28 protein-coding genes and 1 pseudogene are annotated in these 22,009 nt (G+C 40.4%); 13 read left to right on the top strand and 16 right to left on the bottom strand.

Going from position 1 to position 22,009, the window contains the following annotated elements; translation table 11 throughout:
• Positions 1 to 4 precede the first annotated feature (4 nt).
• The gene (locus AC1F2U_RS21535) at positions 5 to 379 is read left to right on the top strand and encodes a hypothetical protein (RefSeq protein ID WP_461931190.1); all 375 of its coding nucleotides are present in this window, start codon (positions 5 to 7) and stop codon (positions 377 to 379) included.
• 19 nt (positions 380 to 398) lie between these two features.
• Here AC1F2U_RS21535 and AC1F2U_RS21530 read toward each other — a convergent pair whose 3' ends face one another.
• The 10 genes and pseudogenes from AC1F2U_RS21530 to AC1F2U_RS21485 form a co-directional block, all read right to left on the bottom strand.
• A complete protein-coding gene (locus AC1F2U_RS21530) occupies positions 399 to 875 on the bottom strand; it encodes a hydrogenase maturation protease (RefSeq protein WP_480262935.1) in 477 nt (158 codons plus the stop codon).
• A 122-nt stretch (positions 876 to 997) separates the two neighbouring features.
• Positions 998 to 1,420 (bottom strand): hypothetical protein, encoded by a 423-nt coding sequence (locus AC1F2U_RS21525; RefSeq protein ID WP_480262934.1) that lies wholly within the window; start codon positions 1,418 to 1,420, stop codon positions 998 to 1,000.
• A 158-nt stretch (positions 1,421 to 1,578) separates the two neighbouring features.
• Positions 1,579 to 1,788: a hypothetical protein gene (locus tag AC1F2U_RS21520; protein WP_480262933.1), complete on the bottom strand. Its 210-nt coding sequence runs from the start codon at positions 1,786 to 1,788 to the stop codon at positions 1,579 to 1,581.
• A 177-nt stretch (positions 1,789 to 1,965) separates the two neighbouring features.
• Positions 1,966 to 2,361 (bottom strand): type II toxin-antitoxin system VapC family toxin, encoded by a 396-nt coding sequence (locus AC1F2U_RS21515; protein ID WP_480262932.1) that lies wholly within the window; start codon positions 2,359 to 2,361, stop codon positions 1,966 to 1,968.
• Positions 2,358 to 2,597 carry an antitoxin family protein gene (locus AC1F2U_RS21510; protein WP_480262931.1) on the bottom strand — a complete coding sequence of 80 codons (240 nt, stop codon included), beginning with the start codon at positions 2,595 to 2,597 and terminating at the stop codon, positions 2,358 to 2,360. Before AC1F2U_RS21510 ends, AC1F2U_RS21515 begins: the two co-directional genes overlap by 4 nt.
• Before the next feature lie 120 nt (positions 2,598 to 2,717).
• Positions 2,718 to 4,313: a nickel-dependent hydrogenase large subunit gene (locus AC1F2U_RS21505; protein WP_480262930.1), complete on the bottom strand. Its 1,596-nt coding sequence runs from the start codon at positions 4,311 to 4,313 to the stop codon at positions 2,718 to 2,720.
• Positions 4,314 to 4,490: 177 nt separating this feature from the next.
• Positions 4,491 to 5,453 (bottom strand): NADH-quinone oxidoreductase subunit B family protein, encoded by a 963-nt coding sequence (locus AC1F2U_RS21500; protein ID WP_480262929.1) that lies wholly within the window; start codon positions 5,451 to 5,453, stop codon positions 4,491 to 4,493.
• Between the two features lie 439 nt (positions 5,454 to 5,892).
• Positions 5,893 to 6,102 (bottom strand): hypothetical protein, encoded by a 210-nt coding sequence (locus AC1F2U_RS21495; RefSeq protein WP_480262928.1) that lies wholly within the window; start codon positions 6,100 to 6,102, stop codon positions 5,893 to 5,895.
• 93 nt (positions 6,103 to 6,195) lie between these two features.
• The gene (locus AC1F2U_RS21490) at positions 6,196 to 6,381 is read right to left on the bottom strand and encodes a hypothetical protein (RefSeq protein WP_480262927.1); all 186 of its coding nucleotides are present in this window, start codon (positions 6,379 to 6,381) and stop codon (positions 6,196 to 6,198) included.
• Between the two features lie 6 nt (positions 6,382 to 6,387).
• Positions 6,388 to 6,582: pseudogene (locus AC1F2U_RS21485) on the bottom strand (DUF2887 domain-containing protein); the annotation flags it as partial.
• A 373-nt stretch (positions 6,583 to 6,955) separates the two neighbouring features.
• On the opposite strand from AC1F2U_RS21485, the gene AC1F2U_RS21480 reads away from it, so the two are divergent.
• The 12 genes from AC1F2U_RS21480 to AC1F2U_RS21425 all read left to right on the top strand — a co-directional run bounded on the left by AC1F2U_RS21480 (position 6,956) and on the right by AC1F2U_RS21425 (position 18,353).
• A complete protein-coding gene (locus tag AC1F2U_RS21480) occupies positions 6,956 to 7,924 on the top strand; it encodes a hypothetical protein (RefSeq protein ID WP_480262926.1) in 969 nt (322 codons plus the stop codon).
• Between the two features lie 65 nt (positions 7,925 to 7,989).
• Positions 7,990 to 8,256, top strand: coding sequence for an asr0689 family protein (locus tag AC1F2U_RS21475; RefSeq protein WP_480262925.1), 267 nt, complete (start codon positions 7,990 to 7,992; stop codon positions 8,254 to 8,256).
• Between the two features lie 8 nt (positions 8,257 to 8,264).
• Entirely contained in the window at positions 8,265 to 8,489 is a 225-nt protein-coding gene (locus tag AC1F2U_RS21470) for a hypothetical protein (RefSeq protein WP_480262924.1), read from the top strand.
• Between the two features lie 35 nt (positions 8,490 to 8,524).
• Positions 8,525 to 9,370 (top strand): NifU family protein, encoded by an 846-nt coding sequence (locus AC1F2U_RS21465; RefSeq protein ID WP_480262923.1) that lies wholly within the window; start codon positions 8,525 to 8,527, stop codon positions 9,368 to 9,370.
• Positions 9,371 to 9,890: 520 nt separating this feature from the next.
• The gene (locus AC1F2U_RS21460) at positions 9,891 to 11,108 is read left to right on the top strand and encodes an NHL repeat-containing protein (protein ID WP_480262922.1); all 1,218 of its coding nucleotides are present in this window, start codon (positions 9,891 to 9,893) and stop codon (positions 11,106 to 11,108) included.
• Positions 11,098 to 13,446 (top strand): carbamoyltransferase HypF, encoded by a 2,349-nt coding sequence (gene hypF, locus AC1F2U_RS21455; RefSeq protein WP_480262921.1) that lies wholly within the window; start codon positions 11,098 to 11,100, stop codon positions 13,444 to 13,446. Before AC1F2U_RS21460 ends, hypF begins: the two co-directional genes overlap by 11 nt.
• A gap of 82 nt (positions 13,447 to 13,528) precedes the next feature.
• A complete protein-coding gene (locus tag AC1F2U_RS21450; RefSeq protein WP_480262920.1) occupies positions 13,529 to 13,789 on the top strand; it encodes a HypC/HybG/HupF family hydrogenase formation chaperone in 261 nt (86 codons plus the stop codon).
• A 145-nt stretch (positions 13,790 to 13,934) separates the two neighbouring features.
• Complete coding sequence (hypD, locus tag AC1F2U_RS21445; protein ID WP_480262919.1) at positions 13,935 to 15,113, top strand: hydrogenase formation protein HypD; 1,179 nt, start codon at positions 13,935 to 13,937, stop codon at positions 15,111 to 15,113.
• Between the two features lie 57 nt (positions 15,114 to 15,170).
• Positions 15,171 to 16,274 carry a hydrogenase expression/formation protein HypE gene (hypE, locus tag AC1F2U_RS21440; protein ID WP_480262918.1) on the top strand — a complete coding sequence of 368 codons (1,104 nt, stop codon included), beginning with the start codon at positions 15,171 to 15,173 and terminating at the stop codon, positions 16,272 to 16,274.
• A gap of 19 nt (positions 16,275 to 16,293) precedes the next feature.
• Positions 16,294 to 16,635, top strand: a complete 342-nt coding sequence (gene hypA, locus AC1F2U_RS21435) for a hydrogenase maturation nickel metallochaperone HypA (protein ID WP_480262917.1) — start codon at positions 16,294 to 16,296, stop codon at positions 16,633 to 16,635.
• Positions 16,626 to 17,441 carry a hydrogenase nickel incorporation protein HypB gene (gene hypB, locus AC1F2U_RS21430; protein WP_480262916.1) on the top strand — a complete coding sequence of 272 codons (816 nt, stop codon included), beginning with the start codon at positions 16,626 to 16,628 and terminating at the stop codon, positions 17,439 to 17,441. Before hypA ends, hypB begins: the two co-directional genes overlap by 10 nt.
• Positions 17,442 to 17,681: 240 nt before the next feature.
• Positions 17,682 to 18,353, top strand: a complete 672-nt coding sequence (locus tag AC1F2U_RS21425) for a pentapeptide repeat-containing protein (protein WP_480262915.1) — start codon at positions 17,682 to 17,684, stop codon at positions 18,351 to 18,353.
• Between the two features lie 203 nt (positions 18,354 to 18,556).
• Here AC1F2U_RS21425 and AC1F2U_RS21420 read toward each other — a convergent pair whose 3' ends face one another.
• The 6 genes from AC1F2U_RS21420 to AC1F2U_RS21395 form a co-directional block, all read right to left on the bottom strand.
• Complete coding sequence (locus AC1F2U_RS21420; protein ID WP_480262914.1) at positions 18,557 to 18,931, bottom strand: hypothetical protein; 375 nt, start codon at positions 18,929 to 18,931, stop codon at positions 18,557 to 18,559.
• On the bottom strand, positions 18,921 to 19,928 hold the full coding sequence (locus AC1F2U_RS21415; protein ID WP_480262913.1) for an LLM class flavin-dependent oxidoreductase: 1,008 nt from the start codon (positions 19,926 to 19,928) through the stop codon (positions 18,921 to 18,923). The genes AC1F2U_RS21420 and AC1F2U_RS21415 overlap by 11 nt, the downstream gene beginning before the upstream one ends.
• Before the next feature lie 148 nt (positions 19,929 to 20,076).
• Positions 20,077 to 20,439, bottom strand: a complete 363-nt coding sequence (locus AC1F2U_RS21410) for a hypothetical protein (RefSeq protein ID WP_069068421.1) — start codon at positions 20,437 to 20,439, stop codon at positions 20,077 to 20,079.
• A 349-nt stretch (positions 20,440 to 20,788) separates the two neighbouring features.
• A complete protein-coding gene (locus tag AC1F2U_RS21405) occupies positions 20,789 to 21,100 on the bottom strand; it encodes a hypothetical protein (RefSeq protein ID WP_322729824.1) in 312 nt (103 codons plus the stop codon).
• 2 nt (positions 21,101 to 21,102) lie between these two features.
• The gene (locus AC1F2U_RS21400; RefSeq protein WP_480262912.1) at positions 21,103 to 21,390 is read right to left on the bottom strand and encodes a hypothetical protein; all 288 of its coding nucleotides are present in this window, start codon (positions 21,388 to 21,390) and stop codon (positions 21,103 to 21,105) included.
• A gap of 34 nt (positions 21,391 to 21,424) precedes the next feature.
• The gene (locus tag AC1F2U_RS21395) at positions 21,425 to 21,847 is read right to left on the bottom strand and encodes a hypothetical protein (RefSeq protein ID WP_480262911.1); all 423 of its coding nucleotides are present in this window, start codon (positions 21,845 to 21,847) and stop codon (positions 21,425 to 21,427) included.
• Positions 21,848 to 22,009 lie beyond the last annotated feature (162 nt).

The raw sequence follows: 22,009 nt of genomic DNA, 5'->3' as shown, positions 1-22,009 counted from the left end.
AGATATGGCCAGAAAGATGTATTACTTTAATGGTGATGACTCACATCCTATGCAACCGACATCGGCAGATATTATACTGCGGCAACAACTAGAGTATTCTATTAGTAGATACTTTTATGACGCTTGCGATCGCACAATTCAAAATCTTCTATCTAATTGTCGGTGGTATGTCACAACTCATGCCAATGCTCTAACATTGGTTATTGAATGTCCCGATCAAGTTACTAATTGGCGTATTTTGCAAAAAATCGTGCCAATGGGAACATTATTATATGGAATTGTTAGCAGTGCTAAAATCCGTGTTTGTCCGCCAGAGAGTCAAGGCGTACCTTTTGAAATGAGGGTAGATGAACTTTCTGTTTATCGCGATTGGGCGTGATTAGATTTTAGATTTTGGATTAATTAATATTCTGCTTTATAAGTGCAACTACCTCTTCAAAAACTAAATCAGCAGAATGTTTGACAACAGGACTTAACTCTAGTCCCAAACCAAGATTTGCCGCCTCAATTAAATAAACTGTCACCTCATCAGGAAAGTCATTTTGAAAGATTTTCCGTCCGGCGGCTAAAGCATTATCCCAACGAAAATCATGCAAGTTATAACTAGGTTCTGGCAAAGCTTCCAGTTCTTTTCCTGGAACTTTAAACACAGCACCAGGTTCAGAACCAGTTGAACTTGCATCAATAATTATTAATTCTTTACTACCTCTAGCTTGAAACATTACTTCCATCCCTGCGGTGCCACAGTCATAAACTCGCACATGAGGATGAGGATGAGGATGTTCAGCTAGATATTTTTGTAAGCTTTGGGCAATGATTACGCCTACAGCATCGTCGCTGCGATTTAGATTGCCGCAACCAATAATAGTTAGCATCGAATAATGACGATCGCTCCTATGAAGCAATGTATAGTTTAGGCAATCAATAGTGACTGAAACAGAGGCTTTGAGTAAATAATACACACAAAGCCTCTGAAAAATAATTTATCAGTAGGAAACTAGAACTCTACACCATGTTTCTTGGCAACTTCAGTTAGTTTCTCATACTGATGTTGTGATGCTTGAGTTAATATCTCTTCAGCCTGTTCTTTAGTACTTCCCTCTTTAGGAATTAAATACTTGACATAAAGAGATACAAAATCAGCAGCGATCGCTAAACCGGATAAATCATGTTTGTCAGCTTCCTTGCCTGCGATCGCAGCCACCAAACCAGCTTTAATTGGGTCTGGTTTAACTTTCATGAACTGCTCGACAAGTTTAGGAACGTAGTCTTCTGGTGGCAAACTATCTAACTTACTTCTATCAGGAGTAAAGTTACATTCTGCGGCTTGAGCTTGCTCTAAAACACACCATTCTATGTATTCTTGCAATGCTGCATCGGGAACGCGAGGGAGATAATTATGTAGCGCTAAATCAGACACAAGCTTACCGTGTAAATTACTGTTTTATGCAAATGCATTAACGCAAGCCTAACGCACTGTTTCACTAAGTTTTAGTGTGTTACGCTACGAGTTTTGAATATAAGGCATTGGGAATAGGACATTGGGAATAGGTTATTTCTCTTTCATTTCCCCCAAATTTATCCCTGCTGGATCAGACGCTTTGAACGCAAGTGCAGCAGGGATAAAAATTCTGCCAACTCAACCAACCCTTCTGCTTCTCGTCGTTCTCCAAGGGTAAGCGCTTCGCCTACATCTTGGCGATTTAGCAGAAATTGCAGACGCTCTTGGACAGCTTCAGGAAGTTGAAAGTGAGTCAGTTCAACAGGTCTCTGAATAATTTCAAGCATACAAAGTATGTCTAGCAAAATTGCAACTACTTGTAGAGCCAGTGTAACTGAATATGCATTGTGCTAGACAATCTGATATTTGAGAATTAAACAGTCCGAAAACGCGCTAACTCTTCACCTGTTTTAGCATCATGGGCGTGAACTGTACACACCAAACATTACGCGATCGCGCAACTCTCAAGGTACAACATTCACGAACCCAAATTGACGAAAGTGACGATCAAAAGTGAATGCCTGAGTTAAATGGAGTTTATTCATCACAACCCGACTGGTGCAGTCCGTGAAACTCCAGTTTTTATCTGAAAACTGACGGAAAACCTGCCAAGTTTGTTGAATATCCTCTTGTGTCAGGTAATAAATGGTCGTCAGATTATCTGAAAAAAATGCCTCTCCCAAGCTGATTGCCCTCAACGTTTCTCCACGGGTTCTCAAAAGGGTCAAGGTTTCATCAACAACGTAATCTGTTGTTAGCAATGGCTGAATATTTTGATTAACCCATGAAGACGCTGCCTGATGCTCAGTATCGGAAGGAACAATACTAGCAAACCAGGCGCTGGTATCTACAAAGATCATTTTGCACTATGGGGAGGATAAAGAATAGTGTCATGATCTCGACCAGAAAATTTATCATTGCTAACTTCTAAGGGCATGGCTGCAATTTGTGCCAAAATCTCTCTAGGAGTTTTGTTTTGAGGTTTAGTCTCAGTTGAAATCACAGTGACTTCAACACGAGTTCCTTCGGCTAATGGAATCGGCTGTGATAACCTGAGTACCCCTTGTTCATAAACAGCTTCTATAGTTATAGTCATAAACTTTTTCCTCATGCCATAGCTATTTCTAATCATGGCATAATATCTAACATAGTAAAAAACACAGCTAATGACTAACTGAAAAATAATTAGCCATTAGCTATTAGAAATTAGCATTCTCTAAGCAGTCCGAAAACGCGCCAACTCTTCACCAGTCTTCGCATCATGGGCGTGGACTGTACACACCAAACATGAATCAAACGATCGCGCCACATGACCAACTTCCACCGGGTCGCTAGAATCGTAAATGGGTGTGCCAATTAAAGCTTCTTCGATAGGGCCCCGGATTCCTTCACCGTCACGAGGGCCGATATTCCAAGTACCAGGAGCAATGACTTGGTAATTCTTAATTTTACCGCCCTCCACCTCTACCCAGTGGCTCAAGGAACCCCGCGCTGCTTCTGTTGCACCCCAACCCTTGCCATCTTTTTCTGTGGGTTTGATATACCAAGGGTCGTTTAACTTGAATTCGCGTAAACAGTGTTCAGCTTGTCGATATAACTTGACAAGTTCATGAACTCGTGCTAACTGGCGCACATGAATACTAGGGCCACCCATCTCCTTGAATACATCGAGGATGAAGGGGTCGTAATGTTGCCAAGATTCGCCATGTTTGCCACCGGCTACTAATTGACGCGCTAAGGGGCCAGTTTCCAAGCGTCCGAAGTCTTTGTGCAGGACTGCACTCGACCAAGAGTAGGCGTTATCGAAGTCTTTGGTATTGATTGCAGTGGGTTTAGTGGTGCGATCGCTAGGGTGAATGTCTGCTGTCCCTTCATCGTACCAAGAGTGAGTTGTATTCTCGCGGGTAAATGACTGATCCATTAAAACGTGAGTGTCTGCGAAGCTGTCGTACACTCCACTTTTCATGATCATCGCCGCATTTCGCCCTTCAATAGTCGGCTTTTGGTATTTATCTTCATGGGCTAAATATCCCCAAGTGACATATTTACCAACACCAGCCCCATATCTATCTAGACCGATGTCTAAACCCATGCGCCAATAAAAACCTAAGTCGGAATCTCGATGATTTCGGTCTTCATCTAACCAATCTCTAAAGTCATCATAAGTTTGGATTTGTTCGTAGCGTTCTAAAGAACAACCCAACCACACTGGTTCTAACCAATTGGTGCGGAAATATTCCAGAAGCGCCCAAGCGCGGGTGATGTCTGTTAAAGTGGGGGCGCACATCACGCCGCCGGGAACCATGTAGCTAGAATGGGGCCATTGTCCGCCCAATAGTGCATAAATTTCTACGGGTTTAGCGGAAATTGTTATGCCTAGTTCATAAGATTTGCCTGTGTAAGCAGCAAAGCGTTTCGTAGCTTCCTCATAAAAGCGACTATTGCGGTATTTTCTATTTGTTAAATCAATAGCAAACAGTCCATAAAAATAGCGGGGGATGCTTTGAATAGTCTCGACAATTTGACCGAGATTTCTCGCCAAAATTGCATTGCGGGGAACTTCTGTTTCCCAAGCTGTATCTAATGCCCAAGATGCACAAGTCAGGTGAGAACCGCCACAAATTCCGCAAATGCGAGGCGTGACAATTAATCCGGCTTGGGGGTCTTTACCGCGTAGGATAACTTCAAATCCACGAAATAATTCGGCGTGTGTCCAGGCGTTGACTACCCGCCCATTCTCAATATCGACTCGGACATCTAAATCGCCTTCAACTCTACCAACGGGCGAAATGTCTAATGATTGAATTGTCATTTGTCATTTGTCCTTTGTCATTTGTTATTTGTCGTTTGTCATTCGTCATTGGTAATTATTCACTCGCCTCTCTGTAAAATGGTCGAAACCCTTGATTTATCGTTGAGGTGAGTGTGAAAGGTTATAGTCATTGGTCAAATCACAAAGGACAAATGACTAATGACTAATGACCAATGACTAAACTGTAAAAAAGTCTTCTTCTGCCCAAGGTGGTGCTGCGTCTTTGGCAACCATTGTGAGTAAGGCGTAGTCTTTTTTGTTCACCCCTGGCGGTAATTCTTTAGGAACCCCCATTACTGTTTGGGTTTTAAATACGGTTCCGGGTTTGAGGTCAAAGAAGGGAAATTCTGGTTCTGTGCAACCTAAACAAGGCATCCCGGCGCGAGTTTTGGAAGAGACGCGGTTCCATAAGATGCGGTTGCAGGAAGAATGGGTCATGGGGCCGCGACAACCCAAATCATAAAATAAGCAGCCTTTGCGCTGACCAAATTCGGCAGTCGAGGCTTTGTAGGCAAAGTGGACGTTGCGGGTACAACCTGTTTGGGTATAAGTGTTGAAGAAGGTTTGGGGACGATTTAGTTCATCGAAAGCAATGTCTGCTATGCGTCCAGTAGCGATCGCTACTAATATCTGCGTTATCCAGTCGGGATGGGCAGGACATCCAGGTATATTGATTACAGGTAATCCGGCTTGAGACACAAAGTCTTTACCTAAGAAGCCGCCTTCTTGGCGCTTGAGAAATTGCAAACCTTCCGATTCGCTGGGGTTGGGTGACATGGCAGGAATTCCTCCCCATGTGGCACAATCTCCCACCGCGACAATAAATTGAGCAACTTTGGCAAGGTCTATTAACCAATCTTTCATGGCGCGATCGGCAAATCGATTCCATTCGCCGGTGCCGTTGGGAGCGTTAACGACACTGCCTTCAAATACCAAGATATCTAAAGGAATTGTGCCAGAAATGCAATCCCGCAGCAGTGTTTGCAAGTTGTTGCCTAGTTCAACTCCCAAAGATGGATGCCAAAGTAAATTGATGCCAAAGTCGGCAATTAAATCGCAGACTGTCGGTTCTTCAGCGTTGAGAAATGACATGGTGTTGCCCGAACAAGCACCACCTTGTAACCATAGTACGTTAGTCATCGGCTATGCGTTTTTCTATTGTTTCCCATGCATGATGTAGGTGATAATGCTTGCAAGGTTTCACCTGTTTATCAATATTTATTTTTCAATTTTAAGATATTTTTTAGCTAATTTACTTTCATTAAAAAAGAATTAATCATTAACAATAACTAAAGTTTTTACGAGATGTTTGAAATTATTATGTTTGTTATATTCGTAACATATTTAACAAATAAAAAAATAGTAAAAACAGAATCGTTGTTTTTTAGTTACTGACGTTAAATAATCTCGTCTACTGAATTTATTACTGTTAAAAATCTGTAATAATTACTGCTATTTGTTAATTTATACGAAAGTATGAGTATTCTAAGCAGTCATATTTTAATATGATAACCAAGTAAAATTCAGTAAAATCTTGGGGTACAAGACTTTGCACCCCGTCAGCTATATATCAGTTTTTTTAAGATTTTGGTTGTGCAGCTTGCATAACAAGTTGTTCGTCCAAACCTAACGCTTGAGCTATCTGCTCAATACTGAAACCAAATGCTAATAATTGCGGTATAATTTCTAACTTAACTTCTATAAAAACTTCTTGCTTACCTTCTTTTTTACCTTCTTCAAAAACATCTTGGAAAAATCTAGTTTGCCTCAAGTCATTTAATTCAAACATTTTTCCGATCTCCTTTTAGCTCAATCGCGGCAACTTGTAAATTAATATCGTCTTTATTAAACGCACTGTTAAGCCTTGGCGCACCCTATTGTTTTAAGATTTCGGTTGTACAGCTTGCCTAACAACTTGTTCATCCAAACCTAACGCTTGAGCTATCTGCTGAATACTTAAACCCAACCCTAATAACTGGGGTATGGCTTCTAACTTACCTTCTTGTTTGCCTTCTGCAAAAACATCTTGGTAAAATCTAGTTTGCTTTAACTCATTTGATCCAAACATTTTTCCGATCTCCTCTTGGCTCAATCGCGGCAACTTGTAGATTAATATCGTCTCTATCAATTGTATAATTTCCCTAATCGTAGCGACATCTAAAATTTGCTGTTGGGCACTGTTGACTATTTCTATAGCTTTTATTGTCGCAGTTGATTCAGGTTCGATGATGAGTTTAACTGTCTCTATGCCGATTGATGATGCCTCAATCTTGAGTACACTAAATATATGTCAACAATTCACCAAAAAATATTGAAATTGTATAACATGATGATACAAAAAGTATTTAAAAAATATTAGGTGTTTAAAACTGACATTAATATTAGCAATTTCCCCCTATATTTTTAGAAATAGGGTGTTTTATAGTATTGTATTGAGCATGGCATAAGACATTGGCTATAGGGAATTAAGTTTTTTCCCTAGTTTTAGTCTTTAATCCTAGCTCAAATAAAAAAGGGGAATTCCGCCTAAAGGACTCGAAGCCTGCGTAAATCAGTATGGCCCGTGATGAGATGCGTAAATGTGTCTCGTTCATTCATGGGTGTTGGACTCAATTCCCAATAGGCTAGAGTACGGCAGAGTTATGACCCCCAGCATTACAGATTCAGCGGTGAAGGCTGCGATCGCAGCTGTTGCATCGGAGTCAGCCTCAGCAGAGGAAAAAATCCAGATGCTGATCGAGATAGCGCAAGGCTTTCAAAAAAAGCCCAAAGCTGCCCAAGACTTGCGAAATGCAGTTGGGTTATATTACCGGGCCTATGAAATGTGTGGTGAGGAGTATCCCCTGCTGAAAGCTAGGGCCCAAGTGGGCATGGCAGGGACGTTACAGGCAATACCGGATGCTGATTACCAACTGCTGCTGCAAGCGAAAACAGGTTATGAAGAGGCGTTGCCGATTTTACAAGAATTAGCAACGCCTCAGGAAGTGGCAGAGACACAGATGAATTTTGGGCTGGTGTTGCAGTCGCTTGTACCGTTCAATTTGGCGCGGATAACCGACAGCATCCAAGCTTATCATGAGGCGTTGCGGGTGTTTACTTGGGAGGATTATCCCCAGGAATACGCGATTTTGTATAACAATATTGCGATCGCTTACCTTTCTATGCCTCTAGCATCGGAACGGGAATACTTACGTCAAGGGTTAGCAGTGCAGTCATTTGAGGTAGCACTAAAGCATATTAATTTGATTGACCATCCCAGAGAATATGCGATGTTGCAAAATAATTTGGGTAACGCTTTGCAATATTTAGTGAGTTCCCATCCTGTGGAGAATAATTTAAGAGCGATCGCAGCTTATGACGAAGCGCTGAAAGTGCGTAACACCAAAGATACACCCCTAGAGTACGCTAACACAATTTCTAACAAAGCTAACGCCCTATTCAACTTACCAGATGACCGCGAAAAACCAGAAGCTGGTAATCCTCAAAATCTTTTGCAAGCGCGAATTTACTATCAAGACGCTTTAGAAATATTTACGAAATACCAACAAACCGCACAAGCAGAGGTAGTAGCCCAAGCGCTACAAGATGTAGAAGCAGAAATGAATGGTTAGAGGTTATGGATCTAATTTGATTTCTAACTCTTCACTCTTCAGTTTAATAATCAGGACAAAACAGTATGAGAGATATTTTCACAACCCCAAATGTGATGAATTTTATCACAAGTTTAGCAGATGGGGACCTAAACATAGCAACAGAATTTGTGTGGGTAATTATAGCAACAGCCTTGTCTATGGTTGGTGGTGCAATTGGAGGAATGCTGTTAGCTGGTAAAGATATAGGATATCAGTTCTCAGCATTGCTTGGTGCATTATTTGCCCCTGCGGGTGTAATTCCCGCCATCATCTTGGGGCTTGCTGCCTTAAATTTATTGACAAATTATTAGGAGAAAACATGTTAGAGATAGGGTGGTTTTCAGCCAAGTTATTTTTTAAAGGAAAGCTACTACGCGACCCAATATATTTTGTCAAGCAAACTACTATTGGTATTGCTGTAGGTTTCTTGCTGCTAGTGTTACTCGCACAAGCCCCAATTCCCTTATACCTACCAATAATATTATCTAGCTTAGTAACGGGCATGATTATGCCATTTCTTCTCAAGGATTTCAAAATGAAGTGATTGGCCATTGATAAATAACCAATGACAAATGACAAATGACAAATCTTGAAGAATTAGTTCAGGAAATTAACCGCTTTGAGGCGATTATATCCGAGTGGGATGAAAGCCAACGGTGTGTAGCAGTAGGTCTAAAAAGAGCAATAGAAGCTTTGCATAAAGCTGCATTGACTAATTTGATTAAAAGTTTAAAGCAAGAATCAATGTCAGCTTTGCGTCATGCCGTTGCTGATGAAGTAGTGTATGCAGTGCTGCTTTATCACGAACTAGTTAAACCACCAAAACCGCCATTAGCACAGCGCATTCAGATAGCCTTTGAAGAAGTTCGCCCAGGTTTAAAAAGCCATAATGGGGATGTAGAACTAGTGGCGATTAAGCCACCAGATACAATTGAAGTCAGACTAATAGGAACTTGCAGCAGTTGTCCGACTTCTACTTTGACTTTATCTCAGGGAGTAGAACAGGCAATTAAAAAACATTGTCCCGAAATTATCAAAATAGTTGCAGTCACTAACAACCTCACAGTTAACAACGCGAATTCTGGTTTAATCAGTCCATTCTCTTCAAAAATAACTTCTACTTGGATCAAAGTAGCGACAATCGATCGAGTTCCTGAATTTAGTGTATTGGCAGTACAACTTGCTGGTACTTCACTCATTTTATATCGTCAAGGTGTTATGGTAACATGTTACCGTAATGCTTGCACTCATCTAGGATCTCCCTTAGAAAAAGGTAAAGTTGAAAATGGGATTATTACCTGTCCTTCTCACGGATTTCAGTACAGTTTAGAGACAGGGAAATGCTTAACTGCACCTGATATTTCACTTCAGCCCTATCTAGTAAAGATTAAAGATGATAAGATTTTTGTAAAACTGCAAAAATGATGATGCGAAAGTAACATCTCAGCAAAGATACCGTGCTATTAGTAAATAACGCCTACTTTGCTTTTTAATTTCAGTATTTCGCACATTCATTTTAGCCTTTGATGCAAGCAATAAGGCAGATTGCTTTCTCAATATACCTGAATTATTTCTCATTTGTGTAATTCAGTTAGTCATTTTAGTGTTTTGAGAAAGCAAAATGGCTGATTGCTTTCTCGAAATGACTGTTTGCTTTCTGAAAATGGCTGATTGCTTTCTCATTTCAGTAGATTCAGCAAGTAAAAAGGCATATTGCTTACTCAAAATGCTTGATTGCTTTCTCATTTCAGTACATCGCGCACTCATTACAAATATCGCTGTGTAGCAAAAGTAATAGGAGGCTTGCTGCGACTTTTTAAGATTGATTAATAGGGAAGTCTTTTAAAGGTTTTATGGAAAATAACATAATGCAAAATTGTGATTGTCGTTACATGCCTATCAACATTAATGATTTTAAATAATTATTAGCGTCTATCTGCGGTTCATGGATATCCCAATCAAAATTAATCCCATATCAGAATTACCGCCAGAAGCAACAGAAATTTCTCAACATTTACCTCTATCGCCTCAAGGTGCAGAGGTAATTTTGGGCAACATTATTGAACCACAGCAATTAGTAATACCTGTAGCACCCAGCCCCACAACAATGTTTGGGCCTCGTGCTGCTTGTTTGTTATCAGAAACTGGCCCTTTGTGGGTATCAGATACGGGACATCATCGATTATTGGGATGGCAAAATTTACCCACCAGAGATAGTCAATCGGCTGACTGGGTAATTGGACAACCTGATTTTTATCATGAAGGACAAAATGCCAAAAAGACACCGGGGAGGGCAACCCTAAGTGTACCTACAGGAATTTGCGCTTGCGGCGAAGGATTAGCTGTAGCAGATGCTTGGAATCATCGGGTTTTGATTTGGAAAAACTTACCAGAAGATAACAATGTTCCAGCAGATTTGGTGTTAGGGCAAGTTAATTTTACTGATAATGAACCAAATCGAGGAAATCAAACAGCATCTGCTAGTACAATGCACTGGCCCTATGGTATTTTCTATCATCAAGGACGGCTATTTATTGCTGATACTGGTAATAGAAGAATATTAATTTGGCATCAATTACCAATAGAAAATGGTCAACCTGCTGATTTAGTTTTGGGACAACCAGATATGATATCTCGCAATGAAAACGGCGGTAATTCTCCAACCGCAGCGAGTATGCGTTGGTGTCACGATATCGCCTTTTGGGGAGAAAATCTAGTTGTCAGCGATGCAGGTAATCACCGGGTAATGATTTGGCAGGGAATACCCACAGAAAATAATGCCCCTTGTGCAGTAATTTTAGGACAAAAAAGCTTTGATTTTGTGGAAATGAATCAAGGAGTTTATTTGCCAAGTGCTAGTAGTTTGAGTATGCCTTATGGTGTGGGAGTGGCTGACGATTGGTTAGTAGTTTCAGATACTGCTAATTCCCGTTTGTTAGGATGGAGAAAGCCAGAATCAATTTTATCACTGCAAGGTGCAGCGGCAGATGGGTTGGCAGGACAAATCAATTTTCAAAGTAAAGGTGAAAATCGTAATTTTGGTCTGCCAAAACGAGATAGCTTAAATTGGTGTTACGGAATAAAAATTTGTGGCAATACGGCGATAATAGCCGATTCTGGAAATAACCGAATTTTGCTGTGGCAGTTTAACTATGCCGACTGAAGAAATTAGAGTTAATGGTACTGTTCAAGGAGTAGGTTTTCGCCCTACTGTATATCGTCTTGCTAAAGCCTGCGGTTTGCGTGGCGATGTTTGTAATGATGGTCAAGGTGTTTTAATTAGAGTATCTGGTAGTGAGGAAGCATTAACAGAATTTGTTGCCAGATTGCAAACAGAATCTCCACCGTTAGCAATAATTAATCAACTAACAAGAGTTATTTATCAAGGTGAATTTAAATTTGATAATTTTGTGATTTCTACAAGTGTCAGTAATGCCATTAAAACAGAAATTACTCCTGATGCAGCCACTTGTCCGCAATGTCAACAAGAAATATTCGACCCTTTTAGCCGCTTTTATCGCTACCCTTTTACTAACTGTACTCATTGCGGCCCCCGTCTGAGTATTATTCGTGCGATTCCTTATGACAGATACAATACCAGTATGTCTGCGTTTGCCATGTGTTCAGAATGTGCAAAGGAATACCACGATGTCGAAAACCGCCGTTTTCACGCCCAACCTGTCGCTTGTCATGCTTGTGGCCCTTCAGCTTGGTTAGAACGTGCTGATGGTAAATCGGTTACTGCTTCTATGTTCTCCATGTTGGATGATGTTGATGCCGTTTGTACCTTGTTGCAAAAGGGTGAGATTGTCGCAATTAAGGGCTTAGGTGGTATTCATCTCGCTTGCGATGCAACACAGGAGACTGCTGTACAAAAACTGCGTCAGCGCAAAAAGCGCTATCATAAACCCTTTGCTTTAATGGCGCGAGATATTGAGATAATTGAAGAATATTGCACTATCAACGCCAAAGAAAAAGAATTATTGACAAGTTCTGCTGCACCAATTGTTTTACTACAAGCCACAGGTAAAAAAGTAGTAGCAGCATCGATAGCATCGGGGCAAAATACCCTCGGTTTCATGCTACCTTATACGCCCTTACATCACTTAATTTTGCGGCGGATGAATCGCCCAATTATTTTAACAAGCGGCAATCTAGCCGATGAACCACAATGTATTAATAATGAAGAAGCAAGAGAAAAATTAGGGACAATCGCTGATTATTTTCTCTTTCACAATCGAGAGATTATTAATCGGGTAGATGATTCAGTTGTGCGTGTTGTCGGCGATAACGTGCAAACAGTTCGTCGTGCTAGAGGATATGCACCAGCACCAATTAGCTTACCACCGGGATTTGACAATGTACCACAAATTTTAGCAATGGGTAGTGAGTTAAAAAATACCTTTTGTTTATTGCGTGAAGAAGAAGCAATTCTCTCTCAACACATGGGAGATTTAGAAAATGCTGCGGCTTTCAATGCTTACCAAGAAACTTTGAATTTATACTTAAATTTATTTAAACATAAACCAGAACTAATTGCCATTGATAAACATCCTGAATATCTCTCAAGCAAACTTGGTAAGGAACTTGCAGAGAAAAATCAAATCAAAATTTATCAAATCCAACATCATCACGCGCACATTGCCGCTTGTATGGCAGAAAATGGTATTCCTTTAGATTCGCCTCCAGTATTAGGCATTGCTTTAGATGGTTTAGGTTATGGTGATGATGGTACACTCTGGGGCGGAGAATTTCTTTTAGCAGATTACCGTACATCTCAGCGACTAGCAACATTTAAATCAGTGCCAATGATTGGTGGCGAACAAGCGATATATCAGCCTTGGCGTAATACTTATGCCCAATTAATAGCTGCTAATCTTTGGGATGACTGCGAACAAAAATATACTGATTTAGAAATATTTAAATTTTTGAAAAACAAGCCACTTAAGCTACTCAATCAACTTATAGAGAAAAGAATTAACTCTCCTTCAGCATCTTCTGTGGGGCGGTTGTTCGATGCAGTGGCAGCGGCTATCGGTATTTATCGAGATGAATGTAGCTATGAAGGACAAGCTGCGATCGCAATGGAAGCTATAGTAGATGTTAGCAGCTTAAAAAATGATAAAGAAACGCTAATCTACCCTTTTAATTTTGGCTTTTTAGATAGTATTTACTGTATAGACCCACGTCCAATGTGGCAAGCCTTGCTAAATGACTTACAGCAGCAGATTCCCCAACCGATTATGGCTGCCAAATTTCATCAAGGTTTAGCTAATGCAATTGTGGAAATGGTTAAGCATCTTAGTCAAGAGAATCTGATTAATCAGGTAGCTTTAACAGGAGGAGTCTTTCAAAATTGTATATTGTTAGAGCAAGTTACCAAAAGATTACAAACATTGGGAATAAAAGTACTCACTCACAGCTTAGTTCCAGCTAATGACGGCGGCTTATCTTTAGGACAAGCAGTGATTGCAGCCGCCCAATTAATACATGAGTCTTGATATTTGAAAAAGTTTCTCTCACAAATAATTCTCTCTGCGTTCTCTGTGCCGCTGCGGTTAATTTATCCTAAAAAATAAAAAAATGTGCTTAGGAATCCCCGGACAAATTATAGAAATTACCAACGTTAACCATAAATTAGCCATAGTTAACATTGGTGGTGTTAAGCGCGAAGTAAATATTGCTTGTATCGTAGATGAACAACATCCCCCCGAAGCTTGTGTCGGTGATTGGGTACTAGTGCATGTTGGCTTTGCTATGAATCGAATTAATGAAGAAGAAGCGGCAGAAACATTACAACTATTCCAAGAACTAGCAGCAGCACAAGCAGGAACTAGTACTTAGATAGTATTTTTTCTGAGTTAGAAAAAGAGTTAAAACTTCTTTCTTCTTCCTTCGCGCCCTTTGCGTCCTTTGCGGTTCGTTAAAAAACTTCCTACCAAAAAAGCGAAATTAACAGATACATAAAACTCACCACTCCTCACTTCTTATGAAATATGTTGACGAATTCCGCGAACCGGAAAAAGCAGAAGCCTTATGCCGCGAAATCGCCAAATTATGCAACCAGCTAGAAAAACCCATCAAAATCATGGAAGTATGTGGCGGACATACCCATTCCATATTTAAATACGGTATCGAAGAAATATTACCCCAAACCATTGAACTAATTCATGGGCCTGGTTGTCCAGTATGCGTGATGCCAAAAGGGAGATTAGATGATGCGATCGCAATCTCTCAAAATCATAACGTCATTTTTGCCACCTTTGGCGACGCAATGCGAGTTCCCGGTTCCAAAACCACTTTATTGCAAGCTAGGGCACAAGGTGCAGACATCCGTATGGTGTACTCTCCCCTAGACAGCCTGCAAATTGCCAGAGATAACCCCGACAAACAAGTAGTCTTCTTCGCCTTAGGCTTTGAAACCACAGCCCCCAGCACAGCCTTCACCATTCTGCAAGCAGCAGCCGAAAAAATTCATAACTTTAGTATGTTTAGCAATCACGTTCTCGTGATTCCCGCCCTCAAAGCACTGCTAGATAATCCCGACTTACAACTGGATGGATTTGTTGGGCCTGGTCATGTCAGCATGGTAATAGGCAGTGACCCATACCAATTTATTTCTCAACAATATAATAAGCCAATTGTCGTCTCAGGATTTGAACCCTTAGATATTCTCCAATCAATTTGGATGCTATTGCAACAGCTAGTAGAAAATCGTTGCGAAGTCGAAAATCAATATAACCGAATTGTCCAAAAAAGCGGAAACACAGTAGCCCTGCAAGCCATAAATAAAGTTTTCGCCGTCCGAGATAGTTTTGATTGGCGCGGCTTAGGTGACATTCCCTATTCAGGATTAAAAATCCAACCTGAATATGCCCAATTTGATGCCGAACTTAAATTTACCATTCCTAACCTCAAAGTAGCCGACCATAAAGCTTGTAAATGTGGAGAAATTCTCAAAGGAGTCTTAAAGCCTTGGGAGTGTAAAGTATTCGGTACAGCTTGCACACCAGAAACACCCATTGGTACTTGCATGGTATCTTCCGAAGGCGCTTGTGCAGCCTATTACAAATACGGGCGACTCTCCACAATTGCTAAAAGAACAATCGCCCAAAAACCAAAAATAACTCAAGAACCCCTCCCCGCCTGCGGCTTCTCCTCAGAATAATACTCAGCGTACCTCTGCGCTTCCCTCTACGTTCCTTTGCGTTTAAAAAATTTTAATATGAATTTCCCCCCCACAAACCCAATACAAAATCTCCTATTTCAAAAAATAGAACAAGTCCGCCGTCGCCAAGGAAAAGTGCAAGACACTCATATAACTCTCGCACATGGCAGTGGTGGTAAAGCCATGCGTGATTTAATAGATGATATCTTTGTCAGCAATTTTGATAACCCAATTCTCTCACAACTAGAAGACCAAGCCAGCTTCAACTTAGCCCCTCTCCTCCAACAAGGAGACAGACTTGCATTTACAACAGATTCTTATGTTGTAGACCCCTTATTTTTTCCCGGCAGTGATATAGGAGAATTAGCCATCAACGGCACAATTAATGATTTAGCTGTCAGTGGTGCTAAACCTTTATATCTAACTTGTAGCGTGATTTTAGAAGAAGGATTACCTATAGAAACCTTACGCCGTGTCGCAGCCAGTATGAAAGCAGCCGCAGAAAAAGCGGGTATTCAAATTGTCACTGGTGACACAAAAGTTGTACATCGAGGTGCTGCCGACAAACTCTTTATTAATACTGCTGGTATTGGTATCATTCCGCGAGGAGTTAATATTTCCGCCCAGAATATTAAACCTGGAGATGCAATAATAATTAATGGTGAAATAGGCAATCATGGGACAGCAATTTTAATTGCCCGTGGCGAATTAGCCTTAGAGACTAATATTGAAAGTGATTGTCAGCCGTTACATAGTTTAGTAGAAACTATTCTCCATACATGTCCCCAAATTCATGCTATGCGAGATGCTACACGCGGTGGTTTAGCTACAGTACTAAATGAATTCGCCCTCAGTTCCGATGTGGGAATTCGTCTCTTTGAAGAATCTATCCCAGTGCGTGAAGAAGTCAACGGAGTTTGCGAAATTCTTGGTTTAGACCCATTGTATTTAGCTAATGAAGGTAAGTTAGTTGTAGTGGTTCCAAAAAAGAATGCTGAAAATGTTTTATCAGCTATGAAATCTCACCCAGCAGGCAGAGATGCTTGTATTATTGGCGAAGTTATTACTTCACCCCCAGGTATCGTATTATTAAAAACAGCTTTTGGTGCTGAAAGAATTGTTGATATGTTAGTAGGCGACCAATTGCCACGAATTTGTTAATCTCTAATATATTTCTAATATGCACGAATTTGGAATTACCCAAAATATTGTGGCAATTGTGACTGAACACGCCAAAGGCGCAAAAGTGCAGCGAGTTGTATTAGAAATCGGCAAACTTTCAGCCATTATGCCCGATGCTATCCGATTTTGTTTTGATATTTGCACTCAAGGAACAGTTTTAGCAGGGGCAAAATTAGAAATTTTAGAAATCCCCGGTTTAGCAAAATGTCGTCAATGCAGTGCAGAAGTTTATTTAGATAAACCGTTCGGAATCTGTAACTGCGGTAGCGTGGAATTAGATTTAATTACAGGTGAAGAACTTAAAATTAAAGAAATAGAAATAGAGGAATTATGTGTGTAACCTGCGGTTGTTCTGATAGTGGCGAAATAAAAATCACAAAGTTAGAAACAGATGAAGCTGAACATAATCATACTCATACTTTACCAGATGGTACTGTCATCACTCATTCCCACAGTCATGAAACTCATATAGAAGCACCTCAAATTCATGCCAAAATACATAATACAACCATATCTTTAGAACAGGATATATTAGCAAAAAATAACCTGCTAGCTGCTCAAAATCGGGGATGGTTTAAAGGTCGGAATATTCTCGCCTTAAATTTAATGAGTTCTCCTGGTGCTGGGAAAACAACTCTTTTGACTCGCACTATTAATGATTTAAAACAGCAATTATCTATTAGTGTCATTGAAGGCGACCAAGAAACTGCTAATGATGCCAAAAAAATTAAAGAAACAGGTTCTAAAGTCATCCAAATAAATACCGGAACAGGCTGTCATTTAGATGCCTCAATGATAGAAAGATGTTTACAACAACTGAATCCGCCATTGAATTCTGTTGTGATGATTGAAAATGTCGGAAATTTAGTTTGTCCAGCCTTATTTGATTTAGGAGAACAGGCAAAAGTCGTGATTCTCTCAGTTACAGAGGGAGAAGATAAGCCGCTAAAATATCCGCATATATTCCGTGCTAGTGACATCATGATTCTCACGAAAATCGATTTGCTACCTTACCTGCAATTTGATGTTCAAAAGTGCATAGAATATGCTAAAGAAGTAAATCCCAAAATTCAGATTTTTCAAATTTCTGCAACTACTGGTGCTGGGTTAGAAAATTGGTATGCGTGGCTATCTGCATCATTATAGTAAAAACTCTGCGCCCCTCTGCGCTTTCCTTAGCGTACCTCTGCGTTTCAACTAAAACCTGTCAAATTAAGTCACTGACTTACGAAATCCCTCTGGGGGTTCATCAAAACTGGAAGTATTTTTTCTAATAAGATGATCGCTACATCTCTGTAATCTTGCTATCACGTTGAAAAATTTGGAGTAAGAAGCTGAAAAAATGCAAATATGAGATAATTCTCTCGAATTGTATAATGAACTAGGATGCAGTTAAACATTTACCAAGCTTTTGTGCTTATTAGTGTTAGCACTTCTACTCTTTTAACTACTCCCGGATATGCTGCCAATCCTGAACAGGTTAAACAGCTGCTGAATACTAACAAGTGTGTGAGCTGCGACTTATCAGGAGCACACCTTCATGGAGCTATTTTGGCCCAAGCAAACCTTCAGGGAGCAAACCTTCAGGGAGCTAGCCTTGTGGGAGCAAACCTTCAGGGGGCTAGCCTTGTGGGAGCTAACCTTCTGGGAGCTAACTTGTCGCAAGCTTTTTTGGCCCAAGCAAACCTTCAGGGAGCTAACCTTCAGGTAGCTAACTTGTCGCAAGCTTTTTTGCTCCAAGCCAACCTTCAGGGAGCAAACCTTCAGGTAGCTTTTTTGTCTAAAGCGAACCTGTCTAAAGCGAACCTGTCTAAAGCGAACCTTCAGGGAGCTGACTTGTCGCAAGCTTTTTTATCCTCAGCAAACCTTCAAGGAGCTAACTTGTCGGAAGCTTTTTTGTTCCAAGCCAGCCTGTCAAAAGCCAACCTGTCAAAAGCCAACCTTCAAAGAGCTAGGCTAACACTAGCCGACCTTCAAGAAGCCAACCTTTTAGGAGCCAATTTTCAAGGAGCCAATTTTCAAGGAACAAGGATGTCTGATGGGAAAATTCATCCTTGATTTTTGTGGTGGTTTTAACCTTAACTGAACCGTATTGACTTATAGGGTTAGAACTGGCGGTGCGATTGGGGGTAGGTATTCGTTGCAAAGAGTGCGATCGCGCCTGCTGAATTCTTTCTTGATAAAAATTGCAACACCCTGCACTTTAGGAGTACAGGGTGAAAGACAGCTATATTTTGTGTGATTCCCAGTTTCTATTTACCTCAAAGCCAATCTCGATAAGCAGATATTTCATTTACGCTGATTTCAAACGGCGTCCCTTTGCCAAATGGCGGATAAACGCGGATTTTGCCATTGCTAGCAAACCGCTCTAACCTATTACCTAACTGGGGAATATTGCTGACAATATGCCAGTAAGATACTAAGTCAGGGCAGTCAATAATTAATGTGAGGATGCTAGCATTTGTTGTGAGATACCACTGACAATTAGATAAGAGGACTCGCGTAATGCGATCGCAGGCTAGATAAAAGCATCTGCCAGCAGACTGTTCTAGCTCCATTTGCAGCATTCCATCCTGTTTTGTTACCTCAGCGGGAGGTAAATCATCAGGAGGAAGCAGGTATAGTTTAGAAGACATAATTTCGCACCTCTTGGTTGTAGCGCGTCAAACTCTCTAGGTTTTTTTGCAAATCCGCAGACGAGGGTTTGAGTGCTAGCGTACCTAAATTTAATTCGTCCTGAAATTTCTTGATTTTGTCTCGACAAGTCTCCACATCACCGATAATTGAGTTCTCAATCAAATAATCTTCATCAAAACAAATATTTGTGCGATCGAATGGTTTTTGGTTGGGATTCGCACTGTTTTGCAATACTTCAGCCGAATTAGCTTTCATTTTCTGGCTAAATTTGCGAACGAAAGGTAACGCTTCACTCACCGCCTCATCGTATGTTTTGCCAACAAAAAAGAAGCGTGCCAGCACGAAGTTTTCCGCACCACTAGAATTTAAGGCTCGATATTTGGTAACAGTATCCTTCAATCTCTCTAGAGAAAATGGCGGCCCACCCATCAAGCTGAAGGAATGTTTAGCAGCAAGCTCAATACCGTCATCACCACCAGTGGCAACATACACTGGTATTTGACTTTGCAATGGTTTCGGGTAAATCGTTAGGCGATCGCATTGATAATATTGCCCATTAAATGATACATCAGTTTCATATAACAGCTTGTGAATCAGTGCGATCGCTTCTAGCATCTTGGGACGGGATTCACTTGGGAGGGTCGCAAAATGCTTGTTTTGTTGAGGAAAGGGGCCGCCTTTGGCAACTCCAAATAATAATCGTCCATTGCACAAGTTATCCAAAGTGGCAATATCTTCCGCCACCCTAATGGGGTTATGGAATGGCAGCAATACTGCCGCAGTGCCTAATTGGATAGTTGAAGTCAATCCCGCCAAATGTGCCATTAACACCAACATGGACGGGCTGAGATTAGATTCACTAAAATGGTGTTCGCTCACCCACGCTTCCTCAAAACCTAAGCTTTCTGCCTGTTTTACCAGTGCAACTTGCTCAAAGATGGCACGACGAGCATCTTGGTGAAAATTATCGTAATTGCAGAAAATTCCAGTTTTCATTACTTGCGTTGATACTTTGTATTCACCGTAGGTGCTGATTATTCTAGTGGTCGATAGGTTTGTAGTAAGCACTTTAGCGCTTAAATATTTGAGGAATAAAGTCCTCTCTACAAAAGAATTTACCCCTCTTAATTAATGCGATAAATCACTAAGTTGCAACCCACTGCAACTCCAACCATAGGCGTGGGTTGTTCTCTTTGACCTTCGACATCGGATCGCGCAATAATCGCTTGGCATTCATGCAAACAACCTGGATTAAACCCATGTTGTCTGCTACTTCTCTGAGTATTTCTTTTTGAGCTTGCACGCAGGAAATCATTTCGTCAGAGCAATAAATTCCTATATATTGCAAACGTCTAGCAGGTCGTCCCCAAAAACAGGTGATGACTTTCACATAACACCCATCCAGCAATTCTCCAACTTGCGGGTAGTAATGGTTGACGACTCTTGTGAATTCTTTGGCTAAGATATCTTCAGCAATCATTGGAACTGATATTTCTGTAGCGTCCATCACGCTATTTAATATAACATAATTTTGTCAGTTAAATATGACAAAATGCTCTATTAAGGTGGAATAAAATATTAAATATGACATAAAAAAAGAGGTTTACCTCATTCGGTATCACCTCAAATTTGCGTAAAGCATCTTTATATTAAAAATTCTTAATTCGTAATTAGTAATTCGCAATCATATTCGCAGACTCGCCAACGTAATTATATTATATATAGATTAGGATTTAAACCCTATCCATAATAAATACTAAGACTTTTAGAGGTCGCTGGCTCTAAGTCTTGATTTAATTACGAATTACGAGTTACAAATTCTTATTGAATTCTAACTTTTGAATTTTTAATTATTATTAGCGAGCATTGCGTTCACAAACTAAAACCTCTGCTATGATATCCGGGACATTTACAAAGTCTGTAAATCCTTCAGAACCAAGGATTGGTGAAATAAATGTATAGTTTGGATCGCACACTCCATTGTCATATACTTGAATAAACCACCTATCGGGAAATCCTTCTATACCTAGTTCCACAGTGTACCAACTCTCGCCAATCAGACGAGAGTTAAAGATTGTGAACCACTCTCTGTTCTCTTCTGAAATATTCCAGTCTGCCATGAGCAGTTCTAAAGCTATTTGTCCCGCATCCGTTGAAGTCAACAACATTTTTACTCCTTATTTGCAACTTCAGGATTTGCAACTTCAGTACTGGGAACTTCCGGGTATAAACCTAATTCTTTCGCTAGTTCACGCGCCACAAAAAATAAAAATTTGGCACCATCTTGATTGCCTTCATGGGCAAACATAGTAGCTACTTGTAACATTGTTTCTACTAAACCGGAATCAATCAATTCGGGGTTAGATTCCAAAATTTCTGGTTCTTGACCATTAGGACATTTGAGTAACTCATCAATCAGATTAAAATACAGGCTTTGACGTTGTTCTTGGTCTGTCATGGTAATTTTCTTGAATTTAGTAATTGTGAATAAGTTACTGTTCGATACTTTGGTGCCACAGCCTTTCCAACATTTCAACTTGTTCTTTTAAAACAGCAGCACGATGAACCAGATATCTGTCGTAAAAGAGAATCCCTAACCCAACACAAATCGGGGTTAACAAGAAGAACCATTGCAGGATAGTGGCAAATTTATATTGTTCAGCAACAGTTAGCATTTGATGAACCACATTACGATCGGAGGATTGAATGCTAGTCTGAGGGGAATGTGTACCCTCTATCTGGGGAGCCAAGGCGGGAGCATCTGTAGTTGTGTTGTTAACTTCGTAAGCGAAATTCTGAGATTTTACTAACTCCAGATGTCGCTCCCAAATTATGCCAAATACTACTAGTCCTGGTGAAAGCACTGCTAAGGTAACGACGCAAACTGTAAGAACATTTAAAAGTTTGGCTTTCATCTTGGCTCTCCCTTGCTAGGTAGTATGCACCCAGTAAGAAAATATCTTTTGCTGTTTATCTAAAGTAGTTATATATTTCTACCTCTTAAACAGTTTTGATATTAAAATATGTGTAATCGGTAATTTTTACAATCATTAGTTGCCAGTTATTTTTCTCGCCAC

Source organism: Nostoc sp. LEGE 12454 (assembly GCF_056620565.1).
This window is presented reverse-complemented; position numbering and strand designations above follow the sequence as displayed.

Bases quoted from the DNA above. Each gene is read 5' to 3' on its own strand.
- AC1F2U_RS21395 (WP_480262911.1), bottom strand. From the start codon at position 21,847: ATGAAAGCCAAACTTTTAAATGTTCTTACAGTTTGCGTCGTTACCTTA.
- AC1F2U_RS21490 (WP_480262927.1), bottom strand. From the start codon at position 6,381: ATGTTTGGATCAAATGAGTTAAAGCAAACTAGATTTTACCAAGATGTT.
- AC1F2U_RS21500 (WP_480262929.1), bottom strand. From the start codon at position 5,453: ATGACTAACGTACTATGGTTACAAGGTGGTGCTTGTTCGGGCAACACC.
- AC1F2U_RS21520 (WP_480262933.1), bottom strand. From the start codon at position 1,788: ATGCTTGAAATTATTCAGAGACCTGTTGAACTGACTCACTTTCAACTT.
- AC1F2U_RS21415 (WP_480262913.1), bottom strand. From the start codon at position 19,928: ATGAAAACTGGAATTTTCTGCAATTACGATAATTTTCACCAAGATGCT.
- AC1F2U_RS21530 (WP_480262935.1), bottom strand. From the start codon at position 875: ATGCTAACTATTATTGGTTGCGGCAATCTAAATCGCAGCGACGATGCT.
- AC1F2U_RS21400 (WP_480262912.1), bottom strand. From the start codon at position 21,390: ATGACAGACCAAGAACAACGTCAAAGCCTGTATTTTAATCTGATTGAT.
- AC1F2U_RS21410 (WP_069068421.1), bottom strand. From the start codon at position 20,439: ATGGACGCTACAGAAATATCAGTTCCAATGATTGCTGAAGATATCTTA.
- AC1F2U_RS21515 (WP_480262932.1), bottom strand. From the start codon at position 2,361: ATGATCTTTGTAGATACCAGCGCCTGGTTTGCTAGTATTGTTCCTTCC.
- AC1F2U_RS21510 (WP_480262931.1), bottom strand. From the start codon at position 2,597: ATGACTATAACTATAGAAGCTGTTTATGAACAAGGGGTACTCAGGTTA.
- hypD (WP_480262919.1), top strand. From the start codon at position 13,935: ATGAAATATGTTGACGAATTCCGCGAACCGGAAAAAGCAGAAGCCTTA.
- AC1F2U_RS21470 (WP_480262924.1), top strand. From the start codon at position 8,265: ATGTTAGAGATAGGGTGGTTTTCAGCCAAGTTATTTTTTAAAGGAAAG.
- AC1F2U_RS21475 (WP_480262925.1), top strand. From the start codon at position 7,990: ATGAGAGATATTTTCACAACCCCAAATGTGATGAATTTTATCACAAGT.
- AC1F2U_RS21425 (WP_480262915.1), top strand. From the start codon at position 17,682: ATGCAGTTAAACATTTACCAAGCTTTTGTGCTTATTAGTGTTAGCACT.
- AC1F2U_RS21450 (WP_480262920.1), top strand. From the start codon at position 13,529: ATGTGCTTAGGAATCCCCGGACAAATTATAGAAATTACCAACGTTAAC.
- AC1F2U_RS21405 (WP_322729824.1), bottom strand. From the start codon at position 21,100: ATGTTGTTGACTTCAACGGATGCGGGACAAATAGCTTTAGAACTGCTC.
- AC1F2U_RS21505 (WP_480262930.1), bottom strand. From the start codon at position 4,313: ATGACAATTCAATCATTAGACATTTCGCCCGTTGGTAGAGTTGAAGGC.
- AC1F2U_RS21480 (WP_480262926.1), top strand. From the start codon at position 6,956: ATGACCCCCAGCATTACAGATTCAGCGGTGAAGGCTGCGATCGCAGCT.
- AC1F2U_RS21420 (WP_480262914.1), bottom strand. From the start codon at position 18,931: ATGTCTTCTAAACTATACCTGCTTCCTCCTGATGATTTACCTCCCGCT.
- AC1F2U_RS21460 (WP_480262922.1), top strand. From the start codon at position 9,891: ATGGATATCCCAATCAAAATTAATCCCATATCAGAATTACCGCCAGAA.
- hypA (WP_480262917.1), top strand. From the start codon at position 16,294: ATGCACGAATTTGGAATTACCCAAAATATTGTGGCAATTGTGACTGAA.
- AC1F2U_RS21495 (WP_480262928.1), bottom strand. From the start codon at position 6,102: ATGTTTGAATTAAATGACTTGAGGCAAACTAGATTTTTCCAAGATGTT.
- hypE (WP_480262918.1), top strand. From the start codon at position 15,171: ATGAATTTCCCCCCCACAAACCCAATACAAAATCTCCTATTTCAAAAA.
- AC1F2U_RS21535 (WP_461931190.1), top strand. From the start codon at position 5: ATGGCCAGAAAGATGTATTACTTTAATGGTGATGACTCACATCCTATG.
- hypF (WP_480262921.1), top strand. From the start codon at position 11,098: ATGCCGACTGAAGAAATTAGAGTTAATGGTACTGTTCAAGGAGTAGGT.
- hypB (WP_480262916.1), top strand. From the start codon at position 16,626: ATGTGTGTAACCTGCGGTTGTTCTGATAGTGGCGAAATAAAAATCACA.
- AC1F2U_RS21465 (WP_480262923.1), top strand. From the start codon at position 8,525: ATGACAAATCTTGAAGAATTAGTTCAGGAAATTAACCGCTTTGAGGCG.